The organism is Pseudomonas sp. GD04158, assembly GCF_029834875.1.
GTDB lineage: Bacteria > Pseudomonadota > Gammaproteobacteria > Pseudomonadales > Pseudomonadaceae > Aquipseudomonas > Aquipseudomonas hydrolytica.
The window spans coordinates 1-22,979 of the sequence record NZ_JAODYT010000054.1 but is presented as its reverse complement, the minus strand read 5'-3'; the positions used below and the strand labels follow the sequence as shown (position 1 = coordinate 22,979).

At 64.9% G+C, this 22,979-nt stretch carries 23 protein-coding genes; 15 read left to right on the top strand and 8 right to left on the bottom strand.

The window, feature by feature from the left end:
- Window positions 1–13: 13 nt before the first annotated feature.
- The 6 genes from N7333_RS18065 (at window position 14) to tcyN (ending at window position 5,157) form a co-directional block, all read left to right on the top strand.
- Window positions 14–1,042 (top strand): homoserine dehydrogenase, encoded by a 1,029-nt coding sequence (locus tag N7333_RS18065; protein ID WP_129482301.1) that lies wholly within the window; start codon window positions 14–16, stop codon window positions 1,040–1,042.
- Window positions 1,039–1,743, top strand: a complete 705-nt coding sequence (locus tag N7333_RS18060) for a glutamine amidotransferase (RefSeq protein WP_129482300.1) — start codon at window positions 1,039–1,041, stop codon at window positions 1,741–1,743. The genes N7333_RS18065 and N7333_RS18060 overlap by 4 nt, the downstream gene beginning before the upstream one ends.
- Window positions 1,744–1,863: 120 nt before the next feature.
- Window positions 1,864–2,868, top strand: coding sequence for a D-cysteine desulfhydrase (locus tag N7333_RS18055; RefSeq protein WP_129482299.1), 1,005 nt, complete (start codon window positions 1,864–1,866; stop codon window positions 2,866–2,868).
- A 71-nt stretch (window positions 2,869–2,939) separates the two neighbouring features.
- The gene (gene tcyJ / locus N7333_RS18050) at window positions 2,940–3,737 is read left to right on the top strand and encodes a cystine ABC transporter substrate-binding protein (RefSeq protein WP_003239698.1); all 798 of its coding nucleotides are present in this window, start codon (window positions 2,940–2,942) and stop codon (window positions 3,735–3,737) included.
- Complete coding sequence (gene tcyL / locus N7333_RS18045; RefSeq protein ID WP_003239696.1) at window positions 3,734–4,402, top strand: cystine ABC transporter permease; 669 nt, start codon at window positions 3,734–3,736, stop codon at window positions 4,400–4,402. Before tcyJ ends, tcyL begins: the two co-directional genes overlap by 4 nt.
- Window positions 4,402–5,157 carry an L-cystine ABC transporter ATP-binding protein TcyN gene (tcyN, locus tag N7333_RS18040; protein WP_003239694.1) on the top strand — a complete coding sequence of 252 codons (756 nt, stop codon included), beginning with the start codon at window positions 4,402–4,404 and terminating at the stop codon, window positions 5,155–5,157. The genes tcyL and tcyN overlap by 1 nt, the downstream gene beginning before the upstream one ends.
- 59 nt (window positions 5,158–5,216) lie before the next feature.
- Here tcyN and N7333_RS18035 read toward each other — a convergent pair whose 3' ends face one another.
- Window positions 5,217–6,089 carry a LysR family transcriptional regulator gene (locus tag N7333_RS18035; RefSeq protein WP_003239692.1) on the bottom strand — a complete coding sequence of 291 codons (873 nt, stop codon included), beginning with the start codon at window positions 6,087–6,089 and terminating at the stop codon, window positions 5,217–5,219.
- Window positions 6,090–6,213: 124 nt separating this feature from the next.
- Between N7333_RS18035 and N7333_RS18030 the strand changes: the two genes are divergently transcribed.
- From N7333_RS18030 to N7333_RS18020, 3 genes are all read left to right on the top strand, one after another.
- Entirely contained in the window at window positions 6,214–7,293 is a 1,080-nt protein-coding gene (locus tag N7333_RS18030) for an alkene reductase (protein ID WP_129482298.1), read from the top strand.
- 11 nt (window positions 7,294–7,304) lie between these two features.
- The gene (locus N7333_RS18025; RefSeq protein ID WP_012018446.1) at window positions 7,305–7,706 is read left to right on the top strand and encodes a hypothetical protein; all 402 of its coding nucleotides are present in this window, start codon (window positions 7,305–7,307) and stop codon (window positions 7,704–7,706) included.
- Between the two features lie 521 nt (window positions 7,707–8,227).
- Window positions 8,228–9,814 carry an ABC-F family ATPase gene (locus N7333_RS18020; protein ID WP_003239665.1) on the top strand — a complete coding sequence of 529 codons (1,587 nt, stop codon included), beginning with the start codon at window positions 8,228–8,230 and terminating at the stop codon, window positions 9,812–9,814.
- Between the two features lie 60 nt (window positions 9,815–9,874).
- On the opposite strand, the gene N7333_RS18015 is transcribed toward N7333_RS18020, so the two are convergent.
- Window positions 9,875–10,483 (bottom strand): FMN-dependent NADH-azoreductase, encoded by a 609-nt coding sequence (locus N7333_RS18015; RefSeq protein ID WP_003239664.1) that lies wholly within the window; start codon window positions 10,481–10,483, stop codon window positions 9,875–9,877.
- Window positions 10,484–10,601: 118 nt separating this feature from the next.
- On the opposite strand from N7333_RS18015, the gene N7333_RS18010 reads away from it, so the two are divergent.
- Window positions 10,602–11,504, top strand: a complete 903-nt coding sequence (locus N7333_RS18010) for a LysR substrate-binding domain-containing protein (protein WP_003239663.1) — start codon at window positions 10,602–10,604, stop codon at window positions 11,502–11,504.
- A 1-nt stretch (window position 11,505) separates the two neighbouring features.
- On the opposite strand, the gene N7333_RS18005 is transcribed toward N7333_RS18010, so the two are convergent.
- Both N7333_RS18005 and N7333_RS18000 read right to left on the bottom strand, forming a co-directional pair.
- On the bottom strand, window positions 11,506–13,188 hold the full coding sequence (locus N7333_RS18005; protein ID WP_096826314.1) for a methyl-accepting chemotaxis protein: 1,683 nt from the start codon (window positions 13,186–13,188) through the stop codon (window positions 11,506–11,508).
- 118 nt (window positions 13,189–13,306) lie between these two features.
- Entirely contained in the window at window positions 13,307–14,626 is a 1,320-nt protein-coding gene (locus tag N7333_RS18000; RefSeq protein WP_129482297.1) for a Na+/H+ antiporter NhaC family protein, read from the bottom strand.
- Between the two features lie 202 nt (window positions 14,627–14,828).
- On the opposite strand from N7333_RS18000, the gene N7333_RS17995 reads away from it, so the two are divergent.
- Together N7333_RS17995 and N7333_RS17990 are read left to right on the top strand one after the other, a co-directional pair.
- Window positions 14,829–16,973 (top strand): methyl-accepting chemotaxis protein, encoded by a 2,145-nt coding sequence (locus N7333_RS17995; protein WP_003239660.1) that lies wholly within the window; start codon window positions 14,829–14,831, stop codon window positions 16,971–16,973.
- A 130-nt stretch (window positions 16,974–17,103) separates the two neighbouring features.
- A complete protein-coding gene (locus tag N7333_RS17990) occupies window positions 17,104–17,700 on the top strand; it encodes an NAD(P)H-dependent oxidoreductase (RefSeq protein WP_129482296.1) in 597 nt (198 codons plus the stop codon).
- A 79-nt stretch (window positions 17,701–17,779) separates the two neighbouring features.
- Here N7333_RS17990 and N7333_RS17985 read toward each other — a convergent pair whose 3' ends face one another.
- From N7333_RS17985 to N7333_RS17970, 4 genes are read right to left on the bottom strand one after another with little or no spacing between them, the layout of a single operon-like run.
- Window positions 17,780–19,093, bottom strand: a complete 1,314-nt coding sequence (locus tag N7333_RS17985) for an ATP-binding protein (protein WP_129482295.1) — start codon at window positions 19,091–19,093, stop codon at window positions 17,780–17,782.
- Complete coding sequence (locus tag N7333_RS17980) at window positions 19,090–19,758, bottom strand: response regulator transcription factor (protein ID WP_129482294.1); 669 nt, start codon at window positions 19,756–19,758, stop codon at window positions 19,090–19,092. The genes N7333_RS17985 and N7333_RS17980 overlap by 4 nt, the downstream gene beginning before the upstream one ends.
- Window positions 19,758–20,072 carry a PepSY domain-containing protein gene (locus tag N7333_RS17975; RefSeq protein ID WP_003239656.1) on the bottom strand — a complete coding sequence of 105 codons (315 nt, stop codon included), beginning with the start codon at window positions 20,070–20,072 and terminating at the stop codon, window positions 19,758–19,760. Before N7333_RS17975 ends, N7333_RS17980 begins: the two co-directional genes overlap by 1 nt.
- On the bottom strand, window positions 20,072–20,380 hold the full coding sequence (locus N7333_RS17970; protein ID WP_003239655.1) for a PepSY domain-containing protein: 309 nt from the start codon (window positions 20,378–20,380) through the stop codon (window positions 20,072–20,074). Before N7333_RS17970 ends, N7333_RS17975 begins: the two co-directional genes overlap by 1 nt.
- A gap of 148 nt (window positions 20,381–20,528) precedes the next feature.
- On the opposite strand from N7333_RS17970, the gene N7333_RS17965 reads away from it, so the two are divergent.
- From N7333_RS17965 to queD, 3 genes are read left to right on the top strand one after another with little or no spacing between them, the layout of a single operon-like run.
- A complete protein-coding gene (locus N7333_RS17965; RefSeq protein ID WP_129482293.1) occupies window positions 20,529–21,608 on the top strand; it encodes a patatin-like phospholipase family protein in 1,080 nt (359 codons plus the stop codon).
- 50 nt (window positions 21,609–21,658) lie between these two features.
- Entirely contained in the window at window positions 21,659–22,495 is an 837-nt protein-coding gene (locus N7333_RS17960; protein WP_129482292.1) for a hypothetical protein, read from the top strand.
- Between the two features lie 54 nt (window positions 22,496–22,549).
- Complete coding sequence (gene queD / locus N7333_RS17955; protein ID WP_003239652.1) at window positions 22,550–22,906, top strand: 6-carboxytetrahydropterin synthase QueD; 357 nt, start codon at window positions 22,550–22,552, stop codon at window positions 22,904–22,906.
- Window positions 22,907–22,979 lie beyond the last annotated feature (73 nt).

Sequence of the window (22,979 nt, the reverse complement as noted above, 5' to 3'; positions counted from 1 at the left end):
GAGGATCGAAGCCATGCAAACGCTAAAGGTGGCCATCGCCGGCTTCGGCGGCGTCGGTCGCGCCACGGCCGAGCTGCTGCTGCAGCGCCGCGACCGCTATCGCCAGGTCTACGGCGTGGACGTGCGCCTGGTCGCGGTGTGTGGCTCGCGCGCCGGCCTGGCCGACGCCAACGGCCTGCAAGCCGGGCAGCTGGCCGCGCTGCAGCCCGGTCTGACGGGGCCCGCGTTCATCGCGGCGAGCGGCGCGTCGGTGCTCATCGAAGCCGGCCCCAGTGATTTCCGCAGCGGCGGGCCGGGCCTTGCCTACCTGCGCGAGGCGCTGGCGGCCGGACAGGACTGCATCGTCATAAGCAAAGGCGCACTGGTGCACAGCGGCCCGCAGCTGCGCGAACTCGCGCGCGCCTCGGGGGCCATGCTGAAACTCAGCGGCGCCGCGGCGGCGGCCCTGCCCACGCTGGATCTGCTCCAGCACAGCCTGGCCGGCTGCCAGGTGCTCGCCGTCGAGGGCATCCTCAACGCCACCACCAACTACCTGCTCGATGCCATGCGCACCCAGGGGCTCGGCTTCGACGCGGCGCTGCGTGAGGCGCAGGCCGGCGGCTTCGCCGAAGCGGACACGCGCAACGACACCGAAGGCTGGGATACCGCCTGCAAACTCCTGCTGCTGGCCAACTTCGGCCTGGGCGCCGATCTGACCATGGAGGATGTCGACGTCGAGGGCATCCACGCGGTGACGGCGCAGCGTATCGACAGCTGGGCGAAGCAGGGGCTGGTGCCCAGGCTGGTCGGCCGTCTCGAGCGGGTGAACGGCACGCTGCGCGCCAGCGTCGGCATCAAGACCTACCCGCTGTCCGACCCTTTCGCTCAGGTCAATGGCAAGAACAAGGCGATCCGCCTCAGCAGCGATGCCATGGGCGAAACCATCGCCATCGGCTGCGGCGTCGAACCGCTCGCCACCGCGGCGGCCGCGCTCAAGGACCTCGAACATATTCTCCAGGCCAGGGCCGCGCGCCCGGCCCTCTCTAAGGACCACCCAGCATGACCCAACGCACCCTGCAAGGCATCCGCCACGTCGGTTTCGAAGACCTTGGCAGCTTCGAGGCGCCGCTGCGCGCAGCCGGTTACCGGATCGAGTACATCGATGCCGCGGAACGCGACCTGAGCCAGCTCGACCCACTCACCGCGGACCTTCTGGTGGTGCTCGGCGGCCCCATCGGGGTCTACGACCACGACAGCTACCCCATCGTCAGCGATGAGCTGCAACTGCTGCGTGCACGCCTGGCAGCCGACCGGCCGACACTGGGCATCTGCCTTGGCGCGCAGCTGATGGCCGCTGCCCTGGGCGCACGCGTGTACCCCGGGCCGGCCAGGGAAATCGGCTGGTCGCCGCTCGATCTGGCGCCCGCGGCCGAGTACCAGCCGCTCGCCGCGCTGAACGACGTGGCCGTGCTGCATTGGCATGGCGACACCTTCGACCTGCCGCAAGGCTGCACCCGGCTCGCCTCGACGTCGCTGTGCCGCAACCAGGCCTTCGCCCGCGGGCCGAACGTGCTGGCCCTGCAGTTCCATCCGGAAGCCCGCGGCGATCGCTTCGAGCATTGGCTGCTGGGGCACGCCAGCGAACTGGCCAGTTCGGGGATCGACCCGATCACCCTGCGCCGCGATGCCAAACGCCACGCACAGGCGCTGGAGCGAGCCGCTGCCGTGCTGCTCGGCGACTGGCTGGCGCAGCTGCGCCACTGAAGATGCTGCAGCGCGGCGGCATAAGGAACGTTCTCGCCGCTGCGCTATCGAACCGTTCGCGCTTGTGAACAAGGCCTCCGCCAACCTAGAGTGGATAGCCTTCGATCCCTGGAGGCTCCCATGCTCAGCACCGCCCTCGCCCGTTTCCCCCGTCTGCCGCTGGTTCCCCAGCCCACACCGCTGCATCGTTTGCCGCGCCTTTCGCAGCAACTGGGCCGGGATATCTGGGTCAAGCGCGACGACCTCACGCCGTTGGCGCTGGGCGGCAACAAAGCGCGCAAACTGGAATTTCTCGCCGCCGACGCGCAGGCCAAGGGCGCCGATGTGCTGGTCACGGCCGGCGCCATTCAGTCCAACCATGTGCGCCAGACCGCTGCCGTGGCCGCGCAGTTGGGCCTGGGCTGCCTGGCCCTGCTGGAAAACCCCATCGACAGCCAGAGCGGCAACTACCTCGGCAACGGCAACCGCCTGCTGCTCGACCTGTTCGGCGCCGAGGTGGAGCACGTGGCCAGCCTGGAAAATGCCGATCAGTTGCTGCAAGCCGCCTGCGAGCGACTCAGCGCGGCCGGGCGGCGCCCCTATCTGGTGCCCATCGGCGGTTCCAATGCCCTCGGTGCGCTTGGGTATGTGCGCGGCGGGCTGGAGCTGGCCGAGCAGATCGCAGACAGCGGCGAGCACTTCGCTGCAGTGGTGCTGGCCTCCGGCAGTGCCGGTACCCATGCCGGCCTGGCCCTGGCGCTGCAGAGCGCACAGCCCGACCTGCGGGTGGTCGGCGTGACCGTCTCGCGCAGCGAGGCGGCGCAACGGCCCAAGGTGGAGAACCTGCTGCAGGGCACGGCTGAACTGCTCGGCGTGGCCGTGCCGCAAGGCCTGCAGGTGGAGCTGTGGGACGACTACTTCGCCCCGCGCTATGGCGAGGCGAGTGCCGCCGGCCTGGCTGCAATCGAGCGGCTTGCGGGGCTGGAAGCGCTGTTGCTTGACCCGGTCTACACTGCCAAGGCCTTTGCCGGCCTGCTCGACGGTCTGGCGCGAGGCGCCTTCCCTGGCGACGGTCCATTGCTGTTCCTGCACACCGGCGGCTCGCCTACTCTCTTCGCTTACAAGGATTTGAATATAAATAAATAATTTTTAATTATTTATCGGAATAAAAAATTCTCTCTAGAGTGGCACCACCCAATTCCTTGCACGAGGTCACCATGAATTTCTCCTTCCTTCGCCGTCGCGTCCTGCTCGGTAGTCTGACTCTCGTTCTGAGCAGCGCCTTCAGCCTGCCGAGCCTTGCCGCCGACCTGCTCGATGACATCAAGGCCCGCGGCGCGATCAAGATCGGTCTGGAGGGCACCTACCCGCCCTTCAACTATCAGGACGCCAGCGGCAAGCTGACCGGTTTCGAAGTGGAGCTGGCCGAAGCACTGGCCAAGGAGCTGGGGGTCAAGGCCGAGTTCCAGCCCACCAAATGGGATGGCATCCTCGCCGCACTGGAATCCAAACGGCTGGACGTGGTGATCAACCAGGTGACCATCTCCGACGAACGCCGGAAGAAATACGACTTCTCCACGCCCTACACCGTCTCGGGTATCCAGGCGCTGACCCGCAAGGCCGACGGCGACAGCATCAAGAGCGCGCAGGACCTGGCCGGCAAGAAGGTCGGCGTGGGCCTCGGCACCAACTACGAGCAGTGGCTGAAGGACAACGTCCCGCAGGCCGACATCCGCACCTACGATGACGACCCGACCAAGTTTCAGGACCTGAACGTCGGACGCATCGACGTGATCCTGGTCGATCGCCTGGCCGCCTTCGAGATGGTCGATAAAACCGGTGGCCGCCTGGCCGTGGCCGGCGACGCCTTCTCCCGCCAGGAGGCCGGCATCGCCCTGCGCAAGGGCAACCCGCAACTGCTCGCCGCCATCGACGAAGCCCTCGCCAAGCTGCGCGCCGACGGCACCCTCAAGCAACTCTCCGAAAAATGGTTCCAGGCTGACGTCACCCAATGATCGAGTCCGCCCTGCAGCTGGCTCTGGAATCCGCGCCCTTTCTCCTCAAGGGCGCGCTCTACACCGTGGTGCTGAGCCTGGGCGGCATGTTCTTCGGCCTGCTGCTCGGCTTCGTCCTGGCGCTGCTTCGCCTCTACGCCATCGCCCCACTGCGCTGGTTCTCGCGCTTCTACGTGTCGTTCTTTCGCGGCACGCCGCTGCTGGTGCAGCTGTTTCTGATCTACTACGGCCTGCCGCAGCTGGGTATCCAGCTTGACCCGCTGCCGGCCGCGCTGATCGGCTTTTCCCTGAACATGGCTGCCTACACCTCGGAAATCCTCCGCGCCGCCATCGCCAGCATCGACCGCGGCCAATGGGAAGCCGCCGCCAGCATCGGCATGAGCAAGGCGCAGACCCTGTACCGCGCCATCCTTCCGCAGGCGGCGCGCACCGCGCTGCCGCCCTTGGGCAACAGCTTCATCTCGCTGGTCAAGGACACCGCCCTGGCCGCCACCATCCAGGTGCCGGAACTGTTCCGCCAGGCGCAGCTGATCACCGCGCGCACCTTCGAGATCTTCACCATGTACCTGGCCGCCGCGCTGATCTACTGGGCGCTGGCCAGCGTCCTGGCACACTTCCAGGCGCGCCTGGAGGCCAGGGTCAACCGGCACGAGCAGGACAACTGATGATTTCCGTGCGCAATCTCCGCAAGGCCTTCAACGGCACCGAGGTGCTCAAGGGCATCGACCTGGACGTCGCCGCCGGCGAAGTCGTGGCCATCATCGGCCCCAGCGGCTCGGGCAAGACCACCCTGCTGCGCTGCCTCAACCTGCTGGAGCAGCCCAGCGCCGGGCAGATCACCGTCGGCGATATCCATATCGATGCCGACCACTCGCTCAAGAGCCAGCAGAAACTGATCCGCCAGCTGCGCCAGCAGGCCGGGTTCGTGTTCCAGAACTTCAACCTGTTCCCGCACCGTACGGTGCTGGAAAACGTCATCGAAGGCCCGGTGCACGTGAAGAAGGAGCCGCGTGAACAGGCGGTGGCCCACGCCCAGGCGCTGCTGGCCAAGGTCGGCCTGAGCGGCAAGGAAGACGCCTACCCCAAGCGCCTTTCCGGCGGCCAGCAGCAGCGCGTGGCCATCGCCCGGGCCCTGGCCATGCGCCCGCAGGTGATCCTGTTCGACGAACCCACCTCGGCGCTCGACCCCGAGCTGGTAGGCGAAGTGCTGTCGACCATCCGCGCCCTGGCCGAAGAAAAGCGCACCATGATCATCGTCACCCACGAAATGGCCTTCGCCCGCGACGTGGCCGATCGGGCGATCTTCATCGACCAGGGGCAGATCGTCGAACAGGGCCCGGCCAGAACCCTGTTCGCCACGCCACAGCAGGAGCGTACGCGGCAGTTTCTCAGCAAGTTTCTGCTGGAGCGCTCGGCCTGAGCGTGCTCTGTCGCCAACACCCGCTGCGTCCGGCGGTTCACCGGGCCGCTACCGCAGCTTCAGTCACGCCGTAGCTGGTCCGTGAGGAAATCAATCAACACGCGTACCTTGGCCGGCACGAGCCGTGTCTCGGTAATCGCGTAAACCGGCAGGTCCTCTGCCTTCCAGTCGGGCAGTACGCGATGCAGGCGCCCCTGGGCCAGGTCCTCGCCGATCATTTCGTCCACCAGCATGGCGACCCCCTGGCCAAGCAGGGCCAGGCGCCGCAGCATGCCGATGTTGTTCAGCAAAAAGCGCCCCTGTACCGCCAGGCTGATTTTCTGCTGGGTATCGTGCAGCACCCAGGGTGCATCGAGCATGCGCAGACACTGATGCTGCAGCAGTGCCGCCGGGCTAGCCGGCATACCGTAGCGAGCCAAATAGGCAGGGCTGGCGAAGAGGCTGCGTCGCAGAGTGCCTAGGGGCCGGGCAATCAACTGCGAATCGGGCAGAGTGCCGATTCGTATCACCAGATCAACCGGCTCGCGAATCAGATCCAGACGCTTTGGGGTGAGGTCCAGGTCGAACTGAATCTGCGGGTAGCGTTCGGCGAATTCGGCCAATAGCGGTGCCAGGTAGACCACTCCGAAGTCGGTGGGCATGGACAGGCGGATCAGACCGCTCGGGTTGTCTACGAGCTCGGAGATTTCTTCATGGGCCAGGCGAGCCTCGTCGACGATGCGCCGACAGCGCTCGAAATACAGCCGCCCGCCTTCGGTGAGTTCGATACGCCGTGTAGTGCGGTTGAGCAGGCGCAGGCCGATACGTCTTTCCAGTTCGGCGATACGCCGCGAAACCGTAGAGTTGGGTATGCCGAGCGCCTCGGCGGCGCCGCGAAAGCTGTTGGCCTTGATCACTTCCACGAACAGGGCCATGTCGTTGAGCAGCTTCATACGGAACTCCATTGCTCCACTTATGGAGCAATCATTCCTGATTTCGTGACTTTATCCTATACATGCCGAGCCGGATGATCCGTTCACGCCTGATGTCCCTCTGCGTGAACCTGGAGACTTTCGTATGACCGCTCAATTGCTCAGCCCGGCTCGCCTGCATGATCTCGATCTGCGCAACCATATGGTGATGGCGCCGATGACGCGCTCACGAGCCGATACCGCCGGGGTGCCGCGGGCGTCCACGGCCACTTACTACGCCCAGCGCGCCAGTGCCGGGTTGATCATCAGTGAGGCGATCAATATCTCGGCAGATGCCGTCGGCAGTCCGCTGACCCCGGGCCTGTACAGCGACAAGCAAATTGCCGCCTGGCAACAGGTAACGGCGGCGGTGCATGCGGCAGGTGGCAAGATATTCGCGCAGCTCTGGCATACCGGCCGGGTCGGCCACTCCAGCGTGCGTGGCGGTGTCTTGCCGGTGGCGCCGTCGGCGGTCGCGATTCAGGGACAGCAGCACTTCACCCTGGACGGAATGCAGGATTACGAGGTACCGCGGGAACTGACCCTGAGCGAAATTCGGGCAACTATCGCCGACTATCGGCACGCGGCTGAAAACGCCAAAGGTGCGGGTTTTGACGGCGTTGAGCTGCATGCCGCTTTTGGCTATCTGCCGAACCAGTTCCTGGTGGATTCGGCCAACCTGCGTACAGACGAGTACGGCGGTAGCATCGCCAAGCGCAGCCGTTTTGTGCTCGAAGTGATGCAGGCGCTGATAGAGGTATGGGGCCCCACTCGGGTGGGCATCAAGCTGTCGCCCGTGATCCCGTTCAACAGCATGATCGACAGCGACCCCTTGGCGCTCTACAGCTACCTGCTCGCTGAGCTGAACAAGCTGCAGCCTGGTTATGTGCACCTGATGCGCGCACTTTATCCCCTGGACAACTTTCCCCACTGGCCCCGCGACGTACTGGCGACGTTCGGCCCGCAAACAGACAGCCCGCTGATTGCCAACGGTGGCTATGACGCGCAGAGCGCCGAGGCGGCCCTCAAAGCCGGCGAGGCCGCGTTGGTGTCGTTCGGCACCCCATTCGTGGCCAATCCCGACCTGCCGGAGCGTTTTGCCCGAGGCGCTGAACTGGCCCAAGCCGACCGAGCCACTTTGTATGGCGGCGAAGACGCGGGCTTCATCGATTATCCGAGTCTGTGAGGCTGCCCATCGTGAATCGCTCATCGCTTGGTAAAGCCATGCTTGGTTTCGCTATCGTCGCCACCGTGGCGATAGTGGCCATCGCCGACGTATTCAACGCAAGCCACTTGTTCAATCCGGATTGGCCAGGCCATGCGCGATTCCATATCGGTATGCAGTTCACCACCCTGGTGCTGGTCAGCCTGTTTTCCCTGGCCGCGTTGAGGCGTGGCCAGGTGTGGGCCTCGGCATTGGCGCCAGCAAGCTTCTGGCCTGGCCTATTCGTGGCCTACCTCATCCCCGGCACCGATGTATATGCCAGCGAATCTCTGCGCGAGCTGGGGATTCCGATCAATCTGCTGCTGGCAGCAGTGCTGCTTGGCATTACAGGGCTGGGTGCGCTGCTGTATCAGTCCAGCGAGAGGCCAGCCTGAAGAAAAAAGGGAGCGGGTCTAATTCGTAGCCTCGCCAGGCCACGCCTGGCCGGCGCCCCTTCCCCGCTTGCCCTCTGCCCTTACCCACGAACCGGCCGGCCATTTTCGGCAGTGGCCGTGGCAAGGAGCTTGCGGCGAATTGCGCCGGCGTAGGTGGGGCCGCTTCGCGTAGCCATTCGCGGGCCGACGGTGCGCGCGGCGCACCCTATTCTGCGTTGCGGCGTCTCGGGGATCAGGCGCGGCGGCACGCTGAAGTCATTCTCGGCGCCAGAGCTGAAGTTGCGGGTGCCAAGTGATACCATTGCGCGCTTCGACGCCGCCCTGGATACCAGGCCCCGGCGCCACGACGCCCGACACACCCACCCATGCCTCACCAGCCTTGATCGGCTCGTCTGCCAGCAGGGTCGTAGCGTTCACTCTTATACGCAGGTTCGTCTCCCTCGGTTCGGGCCGGGCTGAAAGGCTCGAAAGCGGTATCCCCCTTTAAACAGCGCACCTCAAGTTACTGATAGGTAAGTCCTTTGATTTCCACCGCTAACATCACCATGCAGTTCGGCGCCAAGCCGCTGTTCGAGAACGTTTCCGTCAAGTTCAACAACGGCAACCGCTACGGTCTGATCGGCGCCAACGGCTGCGGCAAGTCGACCTTCATGAAGATTCTCGGCGGCGATCTGGAGCCATCGGGCGGCCAAGTGATGCTCGAACCCAACGTGCGCCTGGGCAAGCTGCGCCAGGATCAGTTCGCCTACGAACAATTCAACGTGATCGACACCGTGATCATGGGCCACGAGGAGCTGTGGAAGGTCAAGGCCGAGCGCGACCGCATCTATTCGCTGCCGGAGATGAGCGAAGAGGACGGCATGAAGGTGGGCGAACTCGAAGGCGAGTTCGCCGAGATGGACGGCTATACCGCCGAATCCCGTGCCGGCGAGCTGCTCCTGGGTCTGGGCATTCCGCTGGAGCAGCACTTCGGCCCGATGAGCGAAGTCGCCCCCGGCTGGAAGCTGCGCGTGCTGCTGGCCCAGGCGCTGTTCGCCGACCCGGACGTGCTGTTGCTCGACGAGCCGACCAACCACCTGGACATCAACACCATCCGCTGGCTGGAAAACATCCTCACGGCGCGTAACAGCACCATGATCATCATTTCCCACGACCGACACTTCCTCAATGCGGTCTGCACCCATATGGCGGACCTGGACTACGGCGAGCTGCGCCTGTTCCCCGGCAACTACGACGAGTACATGACGGCCTCGACCCAGGCCCGCGAACAGCTGCTGGCGGACAATGCCAAGAAGAAGGCGCAGATCGCCGAGCTGCAGACCTTCGTCAGCCGCTTCTCGGCCAACGCCTCCAAGGCCAAGCAGGCCACCAGCCGCGCCAAGCAGATCGACAAGATCCAACTGGCCGAGGTCAAGCCGTCCAGCCGCGTCAGCCCGTTCATCCGCTTCGACCAGACCAAGAAGCTGCACCGCCAGGCGGTGACCGTCGAGAAGCTGTCCAAGGCCTTCGACGACAAGGTGCTGTTCAAGAACTTCAGCTTCACCATCGAGGCCGGCGAGCGCGTGGCCATCATCGGCCCCAACGGCATCGGCAAGACCACCCTGCTGCGCACCCTGGTCGGCGAAATGCAGCCGGACGCCGGCAGCGTGAAGTGGACCGACAGCGCCGAGGTGGGCTACTACGCCCAGGATCACGCGCACGACTTCGAAGCCGACGAAACCCTGTTCGAGTGGATGGGCCAGTGGACCACCGGCGAGCAGAACATCCGCGCCGCGCTGGGCCGCATGCTGTTCTCCTCCGACGAGATCCAGAAGTCGGTGAAGGTGCTCTCCGGTGGCGAACAGGGCCGCATGCTGTTCGGCAAGCTGGCCTGCCAGAAGCCCAACGTGCTGGTGATGGACGAACCGACCAACCACCTGGACATGGAATCGATCGAGGCGCTCAACCTGGCGCTGGAGAACTACCCGGGCACGCTGATCTTCGTCAGCCACGACCGCGAGTTCGTCAGCTCCCTGGCCACGCGCATCATCGAGCTGTCGGACAACGGCGTGACCGACTTCTCCGGCACCTACGACGATTACCTGCGCAGCCAGGGCATCATCGTCTGACGCCGCCCCTGCAAACGACAAAGCCCGCTTTCGCGGGCTTTGTCGTTTATGGCGGGTCGATCAGGCAGTGGTGAACAGCTCGTCGATACGCTGCGCCGCGGCGCTCATCGCCGTCGCCCGCGCATCGCCACCGAGTGCCAGGCCTTCGGCGCGGACGATCTGGATGTCGTCGATGCCAACGAAGTTGAGCATGCGCACCAGATAGTCCACATGCGCCTGCCCGGAGGGCTGACCGGCGTGAATGCCGCCGGCGCTGGAGGCGATCACCACGGTCTTGCCACCTGCCAGACCGACCACGCCGTTCTCGGTGTACTTGAAGGTCTTGCCGGCGACCGCGATGCGGTCGATCCAGGCTTTCAGCTGGCTGGGAATGGCGAAGTTGTACATCGGTGCGCCGATGACGATGGCGTCGGCGGCGAGGAATTCTTCCAGGGTGCGTTCGGCCAGTTCGGCCTCGTGCTTCTGCGCGGCATCGCGCAGCTCGGCCGGGGTGCCGGCCGCTACCAGGCTGGCTGCGGAAAAGTGGCTCAGCGCATCGCTGGCCAGGTCGCGGTAGGTCACCTGAACGCCAGGCTCGACTGCGCTCCAGGCCTCGACCACGGAGCGGCTGAGCTGGCGGGAAGCGGAAGCATCACCGAGGATGCTGGAATCGAGGTGCAACAGTTTCATAAGGCTCTCCATAAGGCGTAAAACGCAGCGAAACAGTTGCGGCGATGCTATCCATGCAAGCAATGGTCGATAAGGCAGCAATAATGCGATAGTTCGTCCCATATATGGGACGATGGCCATGCATGACCTCAATGACTTGTTCTACTTCGCCAAGGTGGTGGAAGCCGGCGGCTTTGCCGCTGCCGGTCGAGCCCTGGGCATTCCCAAATCGCGCCTGTCACGACGTGTCGCCGAACTGGAGCAGCGTCTGGGTGCGCGCCTGCTGCAGCGCAGCACGCGGCAACTGGCGCTGACCGATATCGGCGAACGCTACCTGCGCCATTGCCAGGCCATGCTGCTGGAGGCCGAACAGGCCGAGGAAACCGTGGCCAACCTGACCAGCGAGCCGCGCGGTCGGGTACGTTTCTCCACCCCACCGGGCGTGGCCTTGCTGCCCGATCTGATTAATGATTTTCTGACACGCTACCCCAGGGTGCAGCTGGAAGTCGTGCAGACCAGCCGCCGCATCGACCTGCTCAACGAGGCCGTGGACGTCGCCCTGCGCGTGCGCAACGCCGATGACGAAGAACCGGGCCTGATCACTCGCCGCCTGCTACCGGCGCGCGCTCTGGTGGTGGCGCGCCCGGATCTGATAGCCGGGCTGCGCCTGGAGCAGCCCGAAGATCTGCAGCAGTTGCCAGCGCTGGGCGCCATCGGAGCCGACCGGCGCATTCATCTGCGCTTCCATCACAACAGGACGCAGGAGGCTCGTGAAATCGCCCTGGAGGCGCGCCTGGCCGTCGACGACTTTCCCATGCGCAAGTCGGCGGCTTTGGCCGGGGTGGGCATTACCCTGCTGCCCACCACCTACTGCCATGAGGAATTGGCCGATGGCAGCCTGGTGTCATTGCTGCCGCACTGGACGGTGCCCGAGGGCTATGTCCAGTTGGCCTATACCCACAGGCGCGGCATGTCGCCAGCTGTCCGCGCCTGGATCGAGCTGCTTAGCGACGCATTCAGTCGCTGGAGCTTCCCGCTGTGAATCAGATGCGGAACTGACGCACCAGCGCCCCGAGACGCTCACCGAGGCCGGCCAGGCTGCGTGCAGTCTGGGCGCCGCGCTGGGTTTCATCGGCGACGCTGTCCACCGCGACGGCGATCTGGTGCACGCTGCGGTTGATCTCTTCGGCCACTGCCGTCTGCTCCTCGGCGGCGCTGGCGATCTGCGCGTTCATCGCGTTGATGGTGGCGATCAGGTGGGCGATGGCATCCAGCGAGGCGCCAGCCTTGTTGGCCTGCTCGCTGGTGACCTCACCGGCATCGCTGGAGCGGCGCATGGAGGTCACCGCCTCCTGGGTGCCCTGCTGCAGGCGGTCGATCATGCCCTGGATTTCCTGGGTGCTCTGCTGGGTGCGGCTGGCCAGGGCACGCACCTCGTCGGCGACCACGGCGAAGCCACGCCCCGCCTCGCCGGCTCGCGCGGCCTCGATGGCCGCATTGAGCGCCAGCAGGTTGGTCTGCTCGGCAATGGAGCGGATCACGTCCAGCACGCTGACGATGGACTGTACGTCCTGCTGCAGGCTGTCGAGCGACACGCCGCTGCTGCGAATGTCCTCGACCAGTGCGTGGATACGCTGGATGCTGCCATCCACCACGCCCTTGGCAGCCTGGCCTTCGTGATCGGTCTGCTGCGCCGCCTCGGCGGCGTTCTGCGCGCTCTTGGCCACCTCGTGGGCGGCTGCCGACATTTCGTTGATCGCCGTGGCCACCTGGTCAGTCTCGTGGCGCTGCTGCGCCATGGCCTGCTCGGAACGCTGCGCCTGCTCGGAGACCTGGCCGACCAGTTCGGTGAGCTGGCCGGTCATCTCGACGATCTGCCGCACCAGGCCGTGCACCTTCTCGACGAAGCGGTTGAAGGAGCCGGCCAGTTGCCCCAGCTCGTCGTCGCTGGTGATCGGCAAGCGTCGGGTCAGATCGCCCTCGCCCGCAGCGATGTCGTCGAGGTTGGCCTTGATCTGCTGCAGCGGACGCAGGAAGGCGTTGCCCAGCCAGACACCGACCACACCGAAGACCAGCAGCAGAATCGCCGCCACCACCACGATGCTGGTGATGATGGTGCCGATACGCCGCTCGATCTCCACCTCGACTTCGGCGATCTGCGCCTCGATGCCATCGAGATTGAGCGCCGTGCCCAGGGCCATGTCCCACTTCGGCAGGTAGTAGCTGTAAGCCAGCTTCGGCACCAGCACCGACTCGTTGCCCGGCAGCGGCGAGGAATAGTTGACGAAGTAGGTGTTGTTCTTCGCCACGTTGACCAGCTCGCGGTTGATGTACACACCATTGGGGTCGCGGCGGTCGGCCAGGCTCTTGCCCACGTCCACCGGACTGTCGCCGCGGAACAGGCGCACCACGTTGGAGTCGTGGCCGAAGAAGTAGCCATCGGCGCCGTACTTGATCTTCGAGAGAATGGCGATGGCCTGCTCGCGACTGGCCATGTCGCCCTGGCTGGCGCCGTCGTACAGCCCCCGCACGGCGCCAAGGGCGATCTGGATGTAGTGCTCGAGTTCGCTGCGTTTTTCCTGCAGCAGGCGCTCACGGGTCTCGGCCACCTCGTCCGCGGCCAGACGCTGCAGGATGCTGGCCGCCGTGCCGCTGAGCACCAGGGCGAAGAGGATTACCGGTACCAGGGCCAGCAGTATCACCTTGGCTTTCAATGTCAGACGCATCGTGTTTTTCCTCATGGGCCAGGCAGTAACAAAACGGGGCTACCGATCTATCGGCAGCCCCGTGGAAGAGTTAAGCGACCCAAGACGCCGAGAACTTAATCCGGCGTACAGTTGCGCCTCACAGCAGCATGGCGGCGGCCCAACCGAACGCCAGCAGCGGCAGGTTGTAATGCAGGAAGGTGGGCACCACGCTGTCCCAGATATGGTTGTGCTGGCCATCGACATTCAGGCCCGAGGTCGGCCCCAGCGTCGAGTCGGAGGCCGGCGAGCCGGCGTCGCCCAGCGCCCCCGCCGTGCCGACGATGCAGACGATGGCCAGCGGGCTGAAGCCCAGCTGCACGCCCAGCGGCACGAAGATCGCGGCGATGATGGGAATGGTGGAAAACGACGAGCCGATGCCCATGGTCACCAGCAGGCCCACCAGCAGCATCAGCAGCGCACCGACTGCCTTGTCGTGACCGATCAGCGCCGCTGCGCTGTCCACCAGGGTCTTGACCTCGCCGGTGGTCTTCATCACCTCGGCGAAGCCGGCCGCGGCGATCATGATGAAGCCGATCATGGCCATCATCTTCATGCCCTCGGTGAACAGGCCGTCCGCCTCTTTCCAGCGCACCACCCCGGAAACCGAGAAGATCACGAAGCCGGCCAGGGCGCCGATGATCATCGAGTCCAGCCACAGCTGCACGACGAATGCCGCGGCGATGGCCACGCCCGCCACCAGCAGGCTCAGCGGGTTGTACTGCACGTCGACCCGTTCGGCCTGGGCGATCTTCTGCAGGTCGTAGACGCGCTTGCCACGGTAGCTGAACAGCACCGCCACCAGCAGGCCGACCAGCATGCCCAGCGCCGGAATGGCCATGGCCTGAGTGATGCTGATGCCCGTGACGTCGACGCCGGACTTGGCCACGTTGGCCAGGAGAATCTCGTTGAGGAAGATGCCGCCGAAGCCCACCGGCAGGAACATGTAGGGCGTGATCAGGCCGAAGGTCAGCACGCAGGCGATCAGGCGCCGATCGAGCTGCAACTTGCTCAGCACGTAAAGCAGCGGCGGCACCAGCAGCGGAATGAAGGCGATATGGATCGGTAGCAGGTTCTGCGAGGCGATCGCCACCGCCAGCAGCAGCGCGATCAGCAGCCACTTGAGCAGGCCACCGCCCTCGCCTTGCTGTCTGCCCACCAGTGCCAGCGCCTTGTCCGCCAGGGCATGGGCCAGGCCGGACTTGGCGATGGCCACGGCGAAGGCGCCGAGCAAGGCGTAGGACAGCGCGACCGTGGCGCCACCGCCAAGCCCCTGGTTGAAGGCCTTCAAGGTGCCCTCCACGCCCAGGCCGCCCAGCAGCCCGCCAGCCAGTGCACCGACGATCAGCGCGACCACCACGTGCACCCGGCACAGGCTGAGGACCAACATGATGCCGACGGCGGCTATCACTGCGTTCATGACTCGCTCCACTTACCACGGGCACCGGTGTAGCCGGTGCAAAAAGCCGCGTACTCTGCCGCACGCGGACTATCCTGTCAAAAGTGCGACGTTCAGAATTTAAAGCAAAACGTGCATAATCCCGCCCACACTGCACCAAAATAAAGAAACGCCTGCGCGCACCGATAACCCGCTGTAGTCCATCGAGGAAAAGGAACGCACCATGCTGTTCAGCCGTCTTTCGATCCAATGGAAGATCACCCTGCTCGCCGGCCTCTGCCTGCTCGCCATCGTCACCCTGCTGGTGGGAGCATCGCAGTATCAGTCCAGCCGCAGCGCCGCCCTGGTAGACAAGGCCAGTTCCAGCATGCTGGAGGAAAGCGCCAAGCTGCGTCTGCAGGCGCGTGGCGAGCTGCAGGCCATGCGCATCCAGCGCTACTTCATGGACGCCTATCAATATGGCAAGGGCTTTTCCCGGCAGATCCTGTTCCTGCGCGAACAGGCCGAGAAACGCTTTCTCGATGCCTTCGACCTGCGCGAAGACCTGACACGCCAGGTACGAACCAGCCTGGAGGCCAACCCCGCCCTGCTCGGCCTTTACCTGGTATTCGAACCCAACGCGCTGGACGGCAAGGACGAACTGTTCGCCGACCAGGCCGAGCTGGGCAGCAACGACGCCGGACGTTTCTCGTTGTACTGGGCGCAGCCCACCCCGGGCCAGCTCGAGTCCGAATCGATGACCGAACAGCTGCTCGGCGACACCACGCCCGGGGCCAACGGCGTCGCCTACAACGCCTGGTATACCTGCCCGCGCGAAACCCGCAAGACCTGCGTGCTGGAACCCTACTACGACGAGGTCGGCGGCCAGCAGACGCTGATGACCAGCATCGCCTTCCCCCTGGAACTGGACGGCAAGGTGATCGGCGTGATGGGCGTGGACATCAGCCTGGCCAGCCTGCAGCAGATCAGCCTGGAGGCCAATCGCGACCTGTACGACGGCCAGGGCCATATCAGCATCTTCAGCCCCGGCGCCCTGCTCGCCGGCCACAGCCGCGATCAGAGCCTGCTCAGCCTGCCGGTCGCCCGAGCCTATGCCGAGCATGCCAGCGAACTGGCCGCGCTGATCAAGGCCGGCGGCCAGGCGGAGCTGCATCACGGCGACATGCTGCGCGTCGTCAGCCCGTTCAGGCCGATCCCCGAAGCCCAGCCCTGGAGCGTGCTGCTCGAGGTGCCGGAGAAGGTGCTGCTGGCCCGCGCCATCGAGCTCGGTCATCAGCTCGATGCCAACCGTGCCAGCGACAGCCTGACCGCCCTGCTGATGGGCCTGCTGGCGGTGGTGGCCGGTCTGCTGCTGATGTGGCTGACGGCGCGCGGCGTGACCCGACCGATTCTCGGTGTGGCCGCCATGCTCAAGGACATCGCCAGTGGCGAAGGCGACCTGACCCGTCGTCTGCCATACGCCAGGCAGGACGAGTTGGGCGAGCTGGCCGGCTGGTTCAACCGCTTTCTCGACAAGCTGCAGCCGATCATCGCCGACGTGAAGAGCAGCGTGCTCGATGCGCGCAGCACCGCCGACCAGTCGGCCGCCATCGCCAGCCAGACCAGCGCCGGCATGCAGCAGCAATATCGTGAGGTCGATCAGGTGGCCACCGCCTTCCAGGAAATGAGCGCCACCGCCCAAGACGTGGCGCACAACGCCGCACAGGCAGCGGAGGCCGCACGCAACGCCGACCAGGCCAGCCGCGAAGGCCTGCAGGTGATCGACAGGACCACCAGCAGCATCGAGCTGCTGGCCAACGAAATGAACGTGGCCATGCAGGAAGTCGAGGGCCTGGCCAGCAGCAGCGAGCAGATCGGCTCGGTGCTCGAGGTGATTCGCTCGATCGCCGAGCAGACCAACCTGCTCGCCCTCAACGCAGCCATCGAAGCGGCCCGTGCCGGCGAGGCCGGTCGCGGCTTCGCGGTGGTCGCCGATGAGGTGCGCAATCTGGCCAAACGCACCCAGGATTCGGTCGAAGAAATCCGCCAGGTGATCGAAGGCCTGCAGAACGGCACCCGTGAGGTGGTCAGCACCATGCACAGCAGCCATCGCCAGGCCCAGGGCAGCGTCGAGCAAGTCAGCCAGGCCGTGGCGGCGCTGCAGCGCATCGGTCAGGCCGTCAGCCTGATCACCGACATGAACCTGCAGATCGCCAGCGCCGCGGAGGAGCAGAGTTCGGTGGCCGAGGAGATCAACCGCAACGTCGCCTCGATCCGCGACGTCACCGAGGCCATTACCGCGCAGGCCGACGAGTCGGCGCAGGTCAGCCAGAACCTCAACCGCCTGGCCAATCACCAGCAGAGCCTGATGGATCAGTTCCGCGTCTGACACCCGTAGGGTGCGCCGTGCGCACCGAAATCCGGCCGGCGCAGAGGCGGACATGACGCCATGGCGGCGCTTCCCTTGCGGCGCAGGCAGGCTATCGCCTAGCCTGCGTTCTTTTTTCGGGGGAAGCAGCATGCTCAATATCGCCTTGGTCGCCGGCTCCAGCCGCAACAACAGCCAATCGGGGAAGGTCGCGCGGGTGCTGCGCCAGCGGTTGATCGAGCTGGGCTATACCAGCCAGGACACCAGCAGCATCATCGATCTGGGTCTGGCCCCGCTGCCGCTGTGGCCCGCCGAAGATGCCGGCCCCTGGGCCATGTATCAGCAGCAGCTGGCAGCCGCCGACGCCGTGGTGATCATCGCACCGGAGTGGAACGGCATGGCCTGCCCGGCCATCAAGAACTTCTTCATCTACGCCAGCAAGGCCGAGCTGGCGCACAAGCCGGGCCTGCTGGTGGGCGTTTCCTCCGGCATCGGTGGCGCCTATCCGATCAGCGAGCTGCGCGCCTCGAGCTACAAGAACTGCCGCCTGTGCTATCTGCCGGAGCACCTGATCGTGCGCCAGGTGGAGAAGGTACTGAACGGTCCGCAGCCGGTGGACGAGGCCGACGAGCGCATCCGCGCCCGTATCGACTATGCCCTCGACGTGCTGGTGCGTTACGCCCACGCCCTGCAGCCGGTACGCGCGGCCATCACCTTCGCCAATCCGGCCTTCGCTAACGGCATGTAAGAGACAGCGGTGCACGCCCCGTAAGGCACTGCGCCGCTTAACCCACCAGGCGATGGACCGCCTGGCGTGAGTCAAAGGTTCAACGCCGTGGCAGGCTGACTACCACTCGCAGCCCGCCCAAGGGGCTGTCCAGCAGTTCGATACGGCCGTTCCAGGCCTCGATGATATCGCGCACGATACCGAGGCCCAGGCCATGCCCTGCCACCTGCTCGTCCAGACGGGTACCGCGGCCGAGCACGGCCTCGCGCCGCTCGGCATCGATGCCGGGGCCATCGTCATCGACGAGCAGCCGATGGCCGTCGGCGACCTCCTCCACCGAGAGCAGCACCTGCTGCTCGGCCCACTTGCAGGCGTTGTCCAGCAGGTTGCCCAGCAGCTCCAGCAGATCCTCGCGGTCCCGCGGCACTATCAGGCCCTCCGGCGCCTGCCATTCCAGATGCAAACCGCGGTCATGAATCATCGCCAGGGTGGCGAACAGGCCGGGCAGCTCCTGGGCACAGTCGAAACGCGCGCCGGGCAGCACCTCGCCGGCCAGACGCGCACGACCCAGCTCGCGGCTGAGACGCTGCTCGATCTGCTCCAGTTGTTCGCGCAGGCTGGCGCGCAATTGCGGATGTGCCCTCAGCTCCTCGCGTCCGGCCAGGCTGATCAGCACCGCCAAGGGCGTTTTCAGGGCGTGGCCAAGGTTGCCCAGGGCGTTGCGCGAGCGCTTCAGGGTGTCTTCGGTATGAGCCAGAAGGTGATTGATCTGCGCCACCAGCGGCTCCAGTTCCTCGGGCACCTCGGCATCCAGATCGGAGCGGCGGCCCTGCTGCAGCTGGGCGATCTGCCGCCGCACCTGCTCCAGCGGCCGTAGCGCGCGGCGCACGGTGTAGCGCTGGGCGACAAGAATCAGCAGCAGCGCCGCCCCGCCCATGCCCAGCCCCAACCACTGCATGCGGCGAAAGCTCTGCAGGATCGGCTGATAGTCCTGGGCCACGCTGATCGACAGATTCTCGCCATAGCGGCGGTAATCGGCGCGGTAGATCAGCAGACGCTGACCTTGCGGGCCATCGCCCAGCTCCACCTGCATGCCCTGGGTATCCGGCTTGAGCAGCTCGCGGTCCCAGAGCGAGCGCGAACGCCAGCTACGGTCGGAGAAGTCGATGCGGAAATAGTGCCCGGAAAACTGCCGCTGAAATGAGGGGTCCAGACGTCGCTCGTCCAGCTGCAGCCCTGCCGGCCCACGCACCAGAGCGGCGAGCAGCCCCTGCGCCTCGTCGCGCAGGTCTTCCTCCAGGTAAGCACGCAGACCGCGGTCGAATACCCACAGGCTGGCCTGCGCCAGAATCAATCCGACCAGCAGCAGCGCACCGGCCAGCCCCAGGCTCAGCCGGCGCTGAATCGACCTCAACCCCGTTCTCCGGTAAAGCGATAACCCTGGCCTCGACGCGTCTCGATCACGTTGCGCCCGAGCTTGCCGCGCAGACGGTTGACGTGCACCTCGATGACATTGGAATCGCGTTCGGTTTCCCCGTCGTAGAGGTGGTCGGCCAGATGACTCTTGGACAGGATCTGCCCGGGATGCAGCATGAAATAGCGCAGAAGACGAAACTCGGCGGCCGTCAGGTCGATGACCTCACCGCCAGAGGTCACGCACTGACGGCTCTCGTCCAGCTGCAGACCGGCGGCTTCCAGTTGCGGCTGGTTGGCCAGGCCATGGGCACGGCGCAACAGCGCCTGGATGCGCAGAGCCAGTTCCTCGGGATGAAAAGGTTTGGTCAGGTAGTCGTCGGCACCGGCCTTGAGCCCCTCGATGCGCTCGGCCCAGGAGCCACGCGCAGTCAGCACCAGTACTGGCGTCGCCAGGCCGCCGGCACGCCACTCCTGCAACACCTCCAGGCCAGGCTTGCCCGGCAGACCGAGGTCGAGAATGATCAGGTCGTACGGCTCGCTGGCGCCCTGATAGGCAGCATCGCGGCCATCGGCCAGCCAGTCCACGGCGTACCCTTGGCGCGTCAGGCTGGCGGTCAGCTCATCGGCCAGGGGTACGTGATCCTCCACCAGCAACAGGCGCATCAGTCGTCTTCCTCGTCCTTCAGGATGTTGCCGTTGCGGGCATCCAGTTCCAGTTCACGCACCACACCCTGGAGAGTGAGGATTTCCACCTCGTACACCAGTATTCCGTCCTCTTCCTCCAGTTCGGCCTCCAGCAATGTCGAACCGGGATAGGCCTGCCCGACATGCTGCATCAACTGCTCGAACGGCATGATCACGCCCTCGCGGCGCAGGCGCAGCGCCTCGTCCTGATCGAGGTCGCGGGCCAGACCCGGAGCGGCCGCCAAACCGCAGGTGAGGATCAGCGCAAGTGCGAGGGTGCTACGCAGGTTCATCAATCGTCCTGGTGGTTCTTGAGAATTTCCCCGGTGCTGGCGTCCAGCTCCAGATCCCACTGTTGCCCCTGAGCATCTCGCAGGTCCACCTGGTAGATGTAGCGGCCGTATTCGTCTTCAAGCTCGGTTTCCTCGATACGCGCGCCAGGGTGCTGGGCAAGGATCGCTTCATCGAGCTGCTCGAAAGATTTGATGGTGCCGGCATCCTGCAGACGCTTTGCTTCGTCCGGGCCAAGATCGCGGGCTTGGGCAATGGTAACCACACCGGCAAGGGTGACAAGTGTCGCAAGGCTGATTAATCGGTTCATGAGTCTCTCCGTCAGCTGAATCCATGCCTGTCACTCTAGGCCCAGGCACTTAACTCAAGCTGAATTCGGGTCATGTCATTCACCCCGTGAAGTCGCTTGGCCTGCCCGCCCAGCGCTCTATAATCGCCTGCTGCGAAAGGAGGCGAACATGAGCGCGATCCATATCAAATCCCCGGCCCTGACCATCAAGGCGGGTCCCCGTGCCCTGGCGCGCATTCGCCAGGATGGCCTGAGCCCGGCGGACGTCGGCATTCTGCCCGGCGCTGCGGGTGGCCCCAAGGGCATCGGCATCCAGGGGCTGGATCTGGCGCTGTTTGGCGACTGGCTGGCACGTGCGCCCCGCGAGCGCGCCCTGATCGGCGCCTCCATCGGGTCCTGGCGCTTCGCCAGCGCCTGCCTGCCCGATCCGTCTGCCGGCATTCGCCGCCTCGGTGAGCTGTATACCGCCCAGCGCTTCGCCAAGGGCGTGAGCATGGCCGATGTTTCCGGCAGTTGCCGGCAGATGCTCCACGAGCTTCTCGCCGATCAGGATGCGAGCATCGTCGCCAACCCGCACTATCGGCTGCACATCGTCGTGGTGAAAAGCCATGGCCTGCTGCAGCACGACCATCGCGGCAAGCTCAGCCTTGGGCTGTCCTCGGTGATTGGTAACAACCTGCTCGCTCGCCAGCGCCTGGGGCGTCATTTTGATCGGGTGATCCTGCATGATGCGCGGCAGCTGCCGCCCTTGGCGCAGCTGAGCGACTTCCGCTCGCATTTTCATGCGCTGACGGCGCAGAACCTGCGCCAGGCCCTGCTCGCCTCCGGCTCGATACCCATGGTGATGGAAGCGATTCGCGAAATTCCCGGCCTGGAGCCAGGCGCCTACCGTGACGGCGGGCTGCTCGACTATCACCTCGACCTGCCCTATCACGGCGAGGATATCGTGCTCTACCCGCACTTCACCGACCGGGTGATCCCTGGCTGGTTCGACAAGGGCATGCCGTGGCGCCGCGGCGACCGCAACCGCCTGCAGGACGTCCTGCTGCTGGCGCCCTCTCGCGACTACCTGGCCCGCCTGCCGCACGGCAAACTCCCCGACCGTACCGACTTCAAGCGCTATCTGGGCAACGATACCGGTCGCGAGCAGTACTGGCGCAAAGCGATGGCGGAAAGCGTGCGTCTGGGCGACGAGTTCCTCGAACTGGTCGAAAGTGGACGCCTGGCCGAGCGCCTGCAGCCCCTCTGATGGACGCAAGCTTCAGCTCCACGTAGTCTGCTTCGGATCAGGGAGGAGCTATGAAGCTGGCAGTTGCAATCATTCATGGCATAGGCAAGCAGCCGGACAGTCGCGACCTCGAAGGTCAGCATCTATTCGCGCAGAGCCTGATTCTGGGCCTTCGCCAAAGACTGGGCGACGATGCCAAACAGGTGGCGTTCCAGACGCTTTACTGGGCCAGCGTGCTCGACAAGCGCGAAGAAGCCTTTCTCGCCAGGCTCGCGCATGAGCCGGTCACATGGCGCTGGTTGCGTCGAGCGGTCACCCTGTTTCTGGGTGATGCTGCCGGCTATCGCAAGGTCAGCGAAGCCTACGACACCACCTACCAGGAAGTTCATCAGTGTGTGCGCAATGGCCTGAACGCCCTGCGCGCCCAGGTTGATCCGCAGACACCGCTACTGGTCGTGGCCCACTCGTTGGGCGGGCACATATTCTCCAACTACGCCTGGGACCAGCAGAAACTCAACGCCACGCCAAGCTGCCCTCTTGACCCCTTCCTGGCCCTCGAGACGCTCGCGGGCATCATCACCTTCGGCTGCAATATTCCCCTATTCACCTTCGCTTACGATCCGGTGCAACCCATCCGCTTCCCCGGCCATTGCCTGACCGAGCCGATGCGACAGCAGGCTCGCTGGCTGAACCTGTACGCACCGGCTGACCCGCTTGGCTACCCGCTTCGACCCGTTCCAGGCTATACCGAGCGGGTCCATGAAGATCGCGCCATGGCGGTAGGTCCCTGGTACCTACGTCATACCCCGCTTAGCCACTTGGCTTATTGGCACGACCCACGCTTTCATCACTACGTGGCGCAAGAGATTCGCCGACTGCTGAGTGCCCAGACAGCCGAAGAGACCTGATAAACTGCGCGGCTCAAAGCCGGATTTTCGGCAGTCTTACGCGAGCGCTGTACAGTGGAATTGTTCAAAGAGTTCATCTTCGAGGCGGCTCACCGCCTGCCACACGTGCCGGAAGGCCACAAATGCGGCCGCCTGCATGGCCACTCCTTCCGCGTTGCCCTGTACATCGAAGGTGAAGTCGATCCCTACACCGGCTGGATTCGCGACTTTTCCGAGATCAAGGCGATTTTCAAACCGATCTACGAGCAGCTCGACCACAACTACCTGAACGACATACCCGGCCTGGAAAACCCCACCAGCGAAGTACTGGCCAAGTGGATCTGGCAGCAGGTCAAACCGCTGCTGCCGGAACTGTCGCGGGTACGCATCCACGAAACCTGCACCAGCGGCTGCGAATACCGCGGCGATTGATCATTGCCCAGAAACAGCAAAGGCCACCTCCAGGTGGCCTTTTTATTGATGCCGATAAAGCACTACTACGTAG

What these genes read in the sequence shown, in the direction of transcription:
- N7333_RS17960 (WP_129482292.1), top strand. Translation starts at nt 21,659, where the DNA reads ATGAAGCTGGCAGTTGCAATCATTCATGGCATAGGCAAGCAGCCGGAC.
- N7333_RS17980 (WP_129482294.1), bottom strand. Translation starts at nt 19,758, where the DNA reads ATGCGCCTGTTGCTGGTGGAGGATCACGTACCCCTGGCCGATGAGCTG.
- N7333_RS18030 (WP_129482298.1), top strand. Translation starts at nt 6,214, where the DNA reads ATGACCGCTCAATTGCTCAGCCCGGCTCGCCTGCATGATCTCGATCTG.
- N7333_RS17965 (WP_129482293.1), top strand. Translation starts at nt 20,529, where the DNA reads ATGAGCGCGATCCATATCAAATCCCCGGCCCTGACCATCAAGGCGGGT.
- tcyL (WP_003239696.1), top strand. Translation starts at nt 3,734, where the DNA reads ATGATCGAGTCCGCCCTGCAGCTGGCTCTGGAATCCGCGCCCTTTCTC.
- tcyN (WP_003239694.1), top strand. Translation starts at nt 4,402, where the DNA reads ATGATTTCCGTGCGCAATCTCCGCAAGGCCTTCAACGGCACCGAGGTG.
- N7333_RS17975 (WP_003239656.1), bottom strand. Translation starts at nt 20,072, where the DNA reads ATGAACCTGCGTAGCACCCTCGCACTTGCGCTGATCCTCACCTGCGGT.
- tcyJ (WP_003239698.1), top strand. Translation starts at nt 2,940, where the DNA reads ATGAATTTCTCCTTCCTTCGCCGTCGCGTCCTGCTCGGTAGTCTGACT.
- N7333_RS17990 (WP_129482296.1), top strand. Translation starts at nt 17,104, where the DNA reads ATGCTCAATATCGCCTTGGTCGCCGGCTCCAGCCGCAACAACAGCCAA.
- N7333_RS18060 (WP_129482300.1), top strand. Translation starts at nt 1,039, where the DNA reads ATGACCCAACGCACCCTGCAAGGCATCCGCCACGTCGGTTTCGAAGAC.
- N7333_RS18035 (WP_003239692.1), bottom strand. Translation starts at nt 6,089, where the DNA reads ATGAAGCTGCTCAACGACATGGCCCTGTTCGTGGAAGTGATCAAGGCC.
- N7333_RS18005 (WP_096826314.1), bottom strand. Translation starts at nt 13,188, where the DNA reads ATGCGTCTGACATTGAAAGCCAAGGTGATACTGCTGGCCCTGGTACCG.
- N7333_RS18015 (WP_003239664.1), bottom strand. Translation starts at nt 10,483, where the DNA reads ATGAAACTGTTGCACCTCGATTCCAGCATCCTCGGTGATGCTTCCGCT.
- N7333_RS18065 (WP_129482301.1), top strand. Translation starts at nt 14, where the DNA reads ATGCAAACGCTAAAGGTGGCCATCGCCGGCTTCGGCGGCGTCGGTCGC.
- N7333_RS18000 (WP_129482297.1), bottom strand. Translation starts at nt 14,626, where the DNA reads ATGAACGCAGTGATAGCCGCCGTCGGCATCATGTTGGTCCTCAGCCTG.
- N7333_RS18010 (WP_003239663.1), top strand. Translation starts at nt 10,602, where the DNA reads ATGCATGACCTCAATGACTTGTTCTACTTCGCCAAGGTGGTGGAAGCC.
- N7333_RS17970 (WP_003239655.1), bottom strand. Translation starts at nt 20,380, where the DNA reads ATGAACCGATTAATCAGCCTTGCGACACTTGTCACCCTTGCCGGTGTG.
- N7333_RS18055 (WP_129482299.1), top strand. Translation starts at nt 1,864, where the DNA reads ATGCTCAGCACCGCCCTCGCCCGTTTCCCCCGTCTGCCGCTGGTTCCC.
- N7333_RS17995 (WP_003239660.1), top strand. Translation starts at nt 14,829, where the DNA reads ATGCTGTTCAGCCGTCTTTCGATCCAATGGAAGATCACCCTGCTCGCC.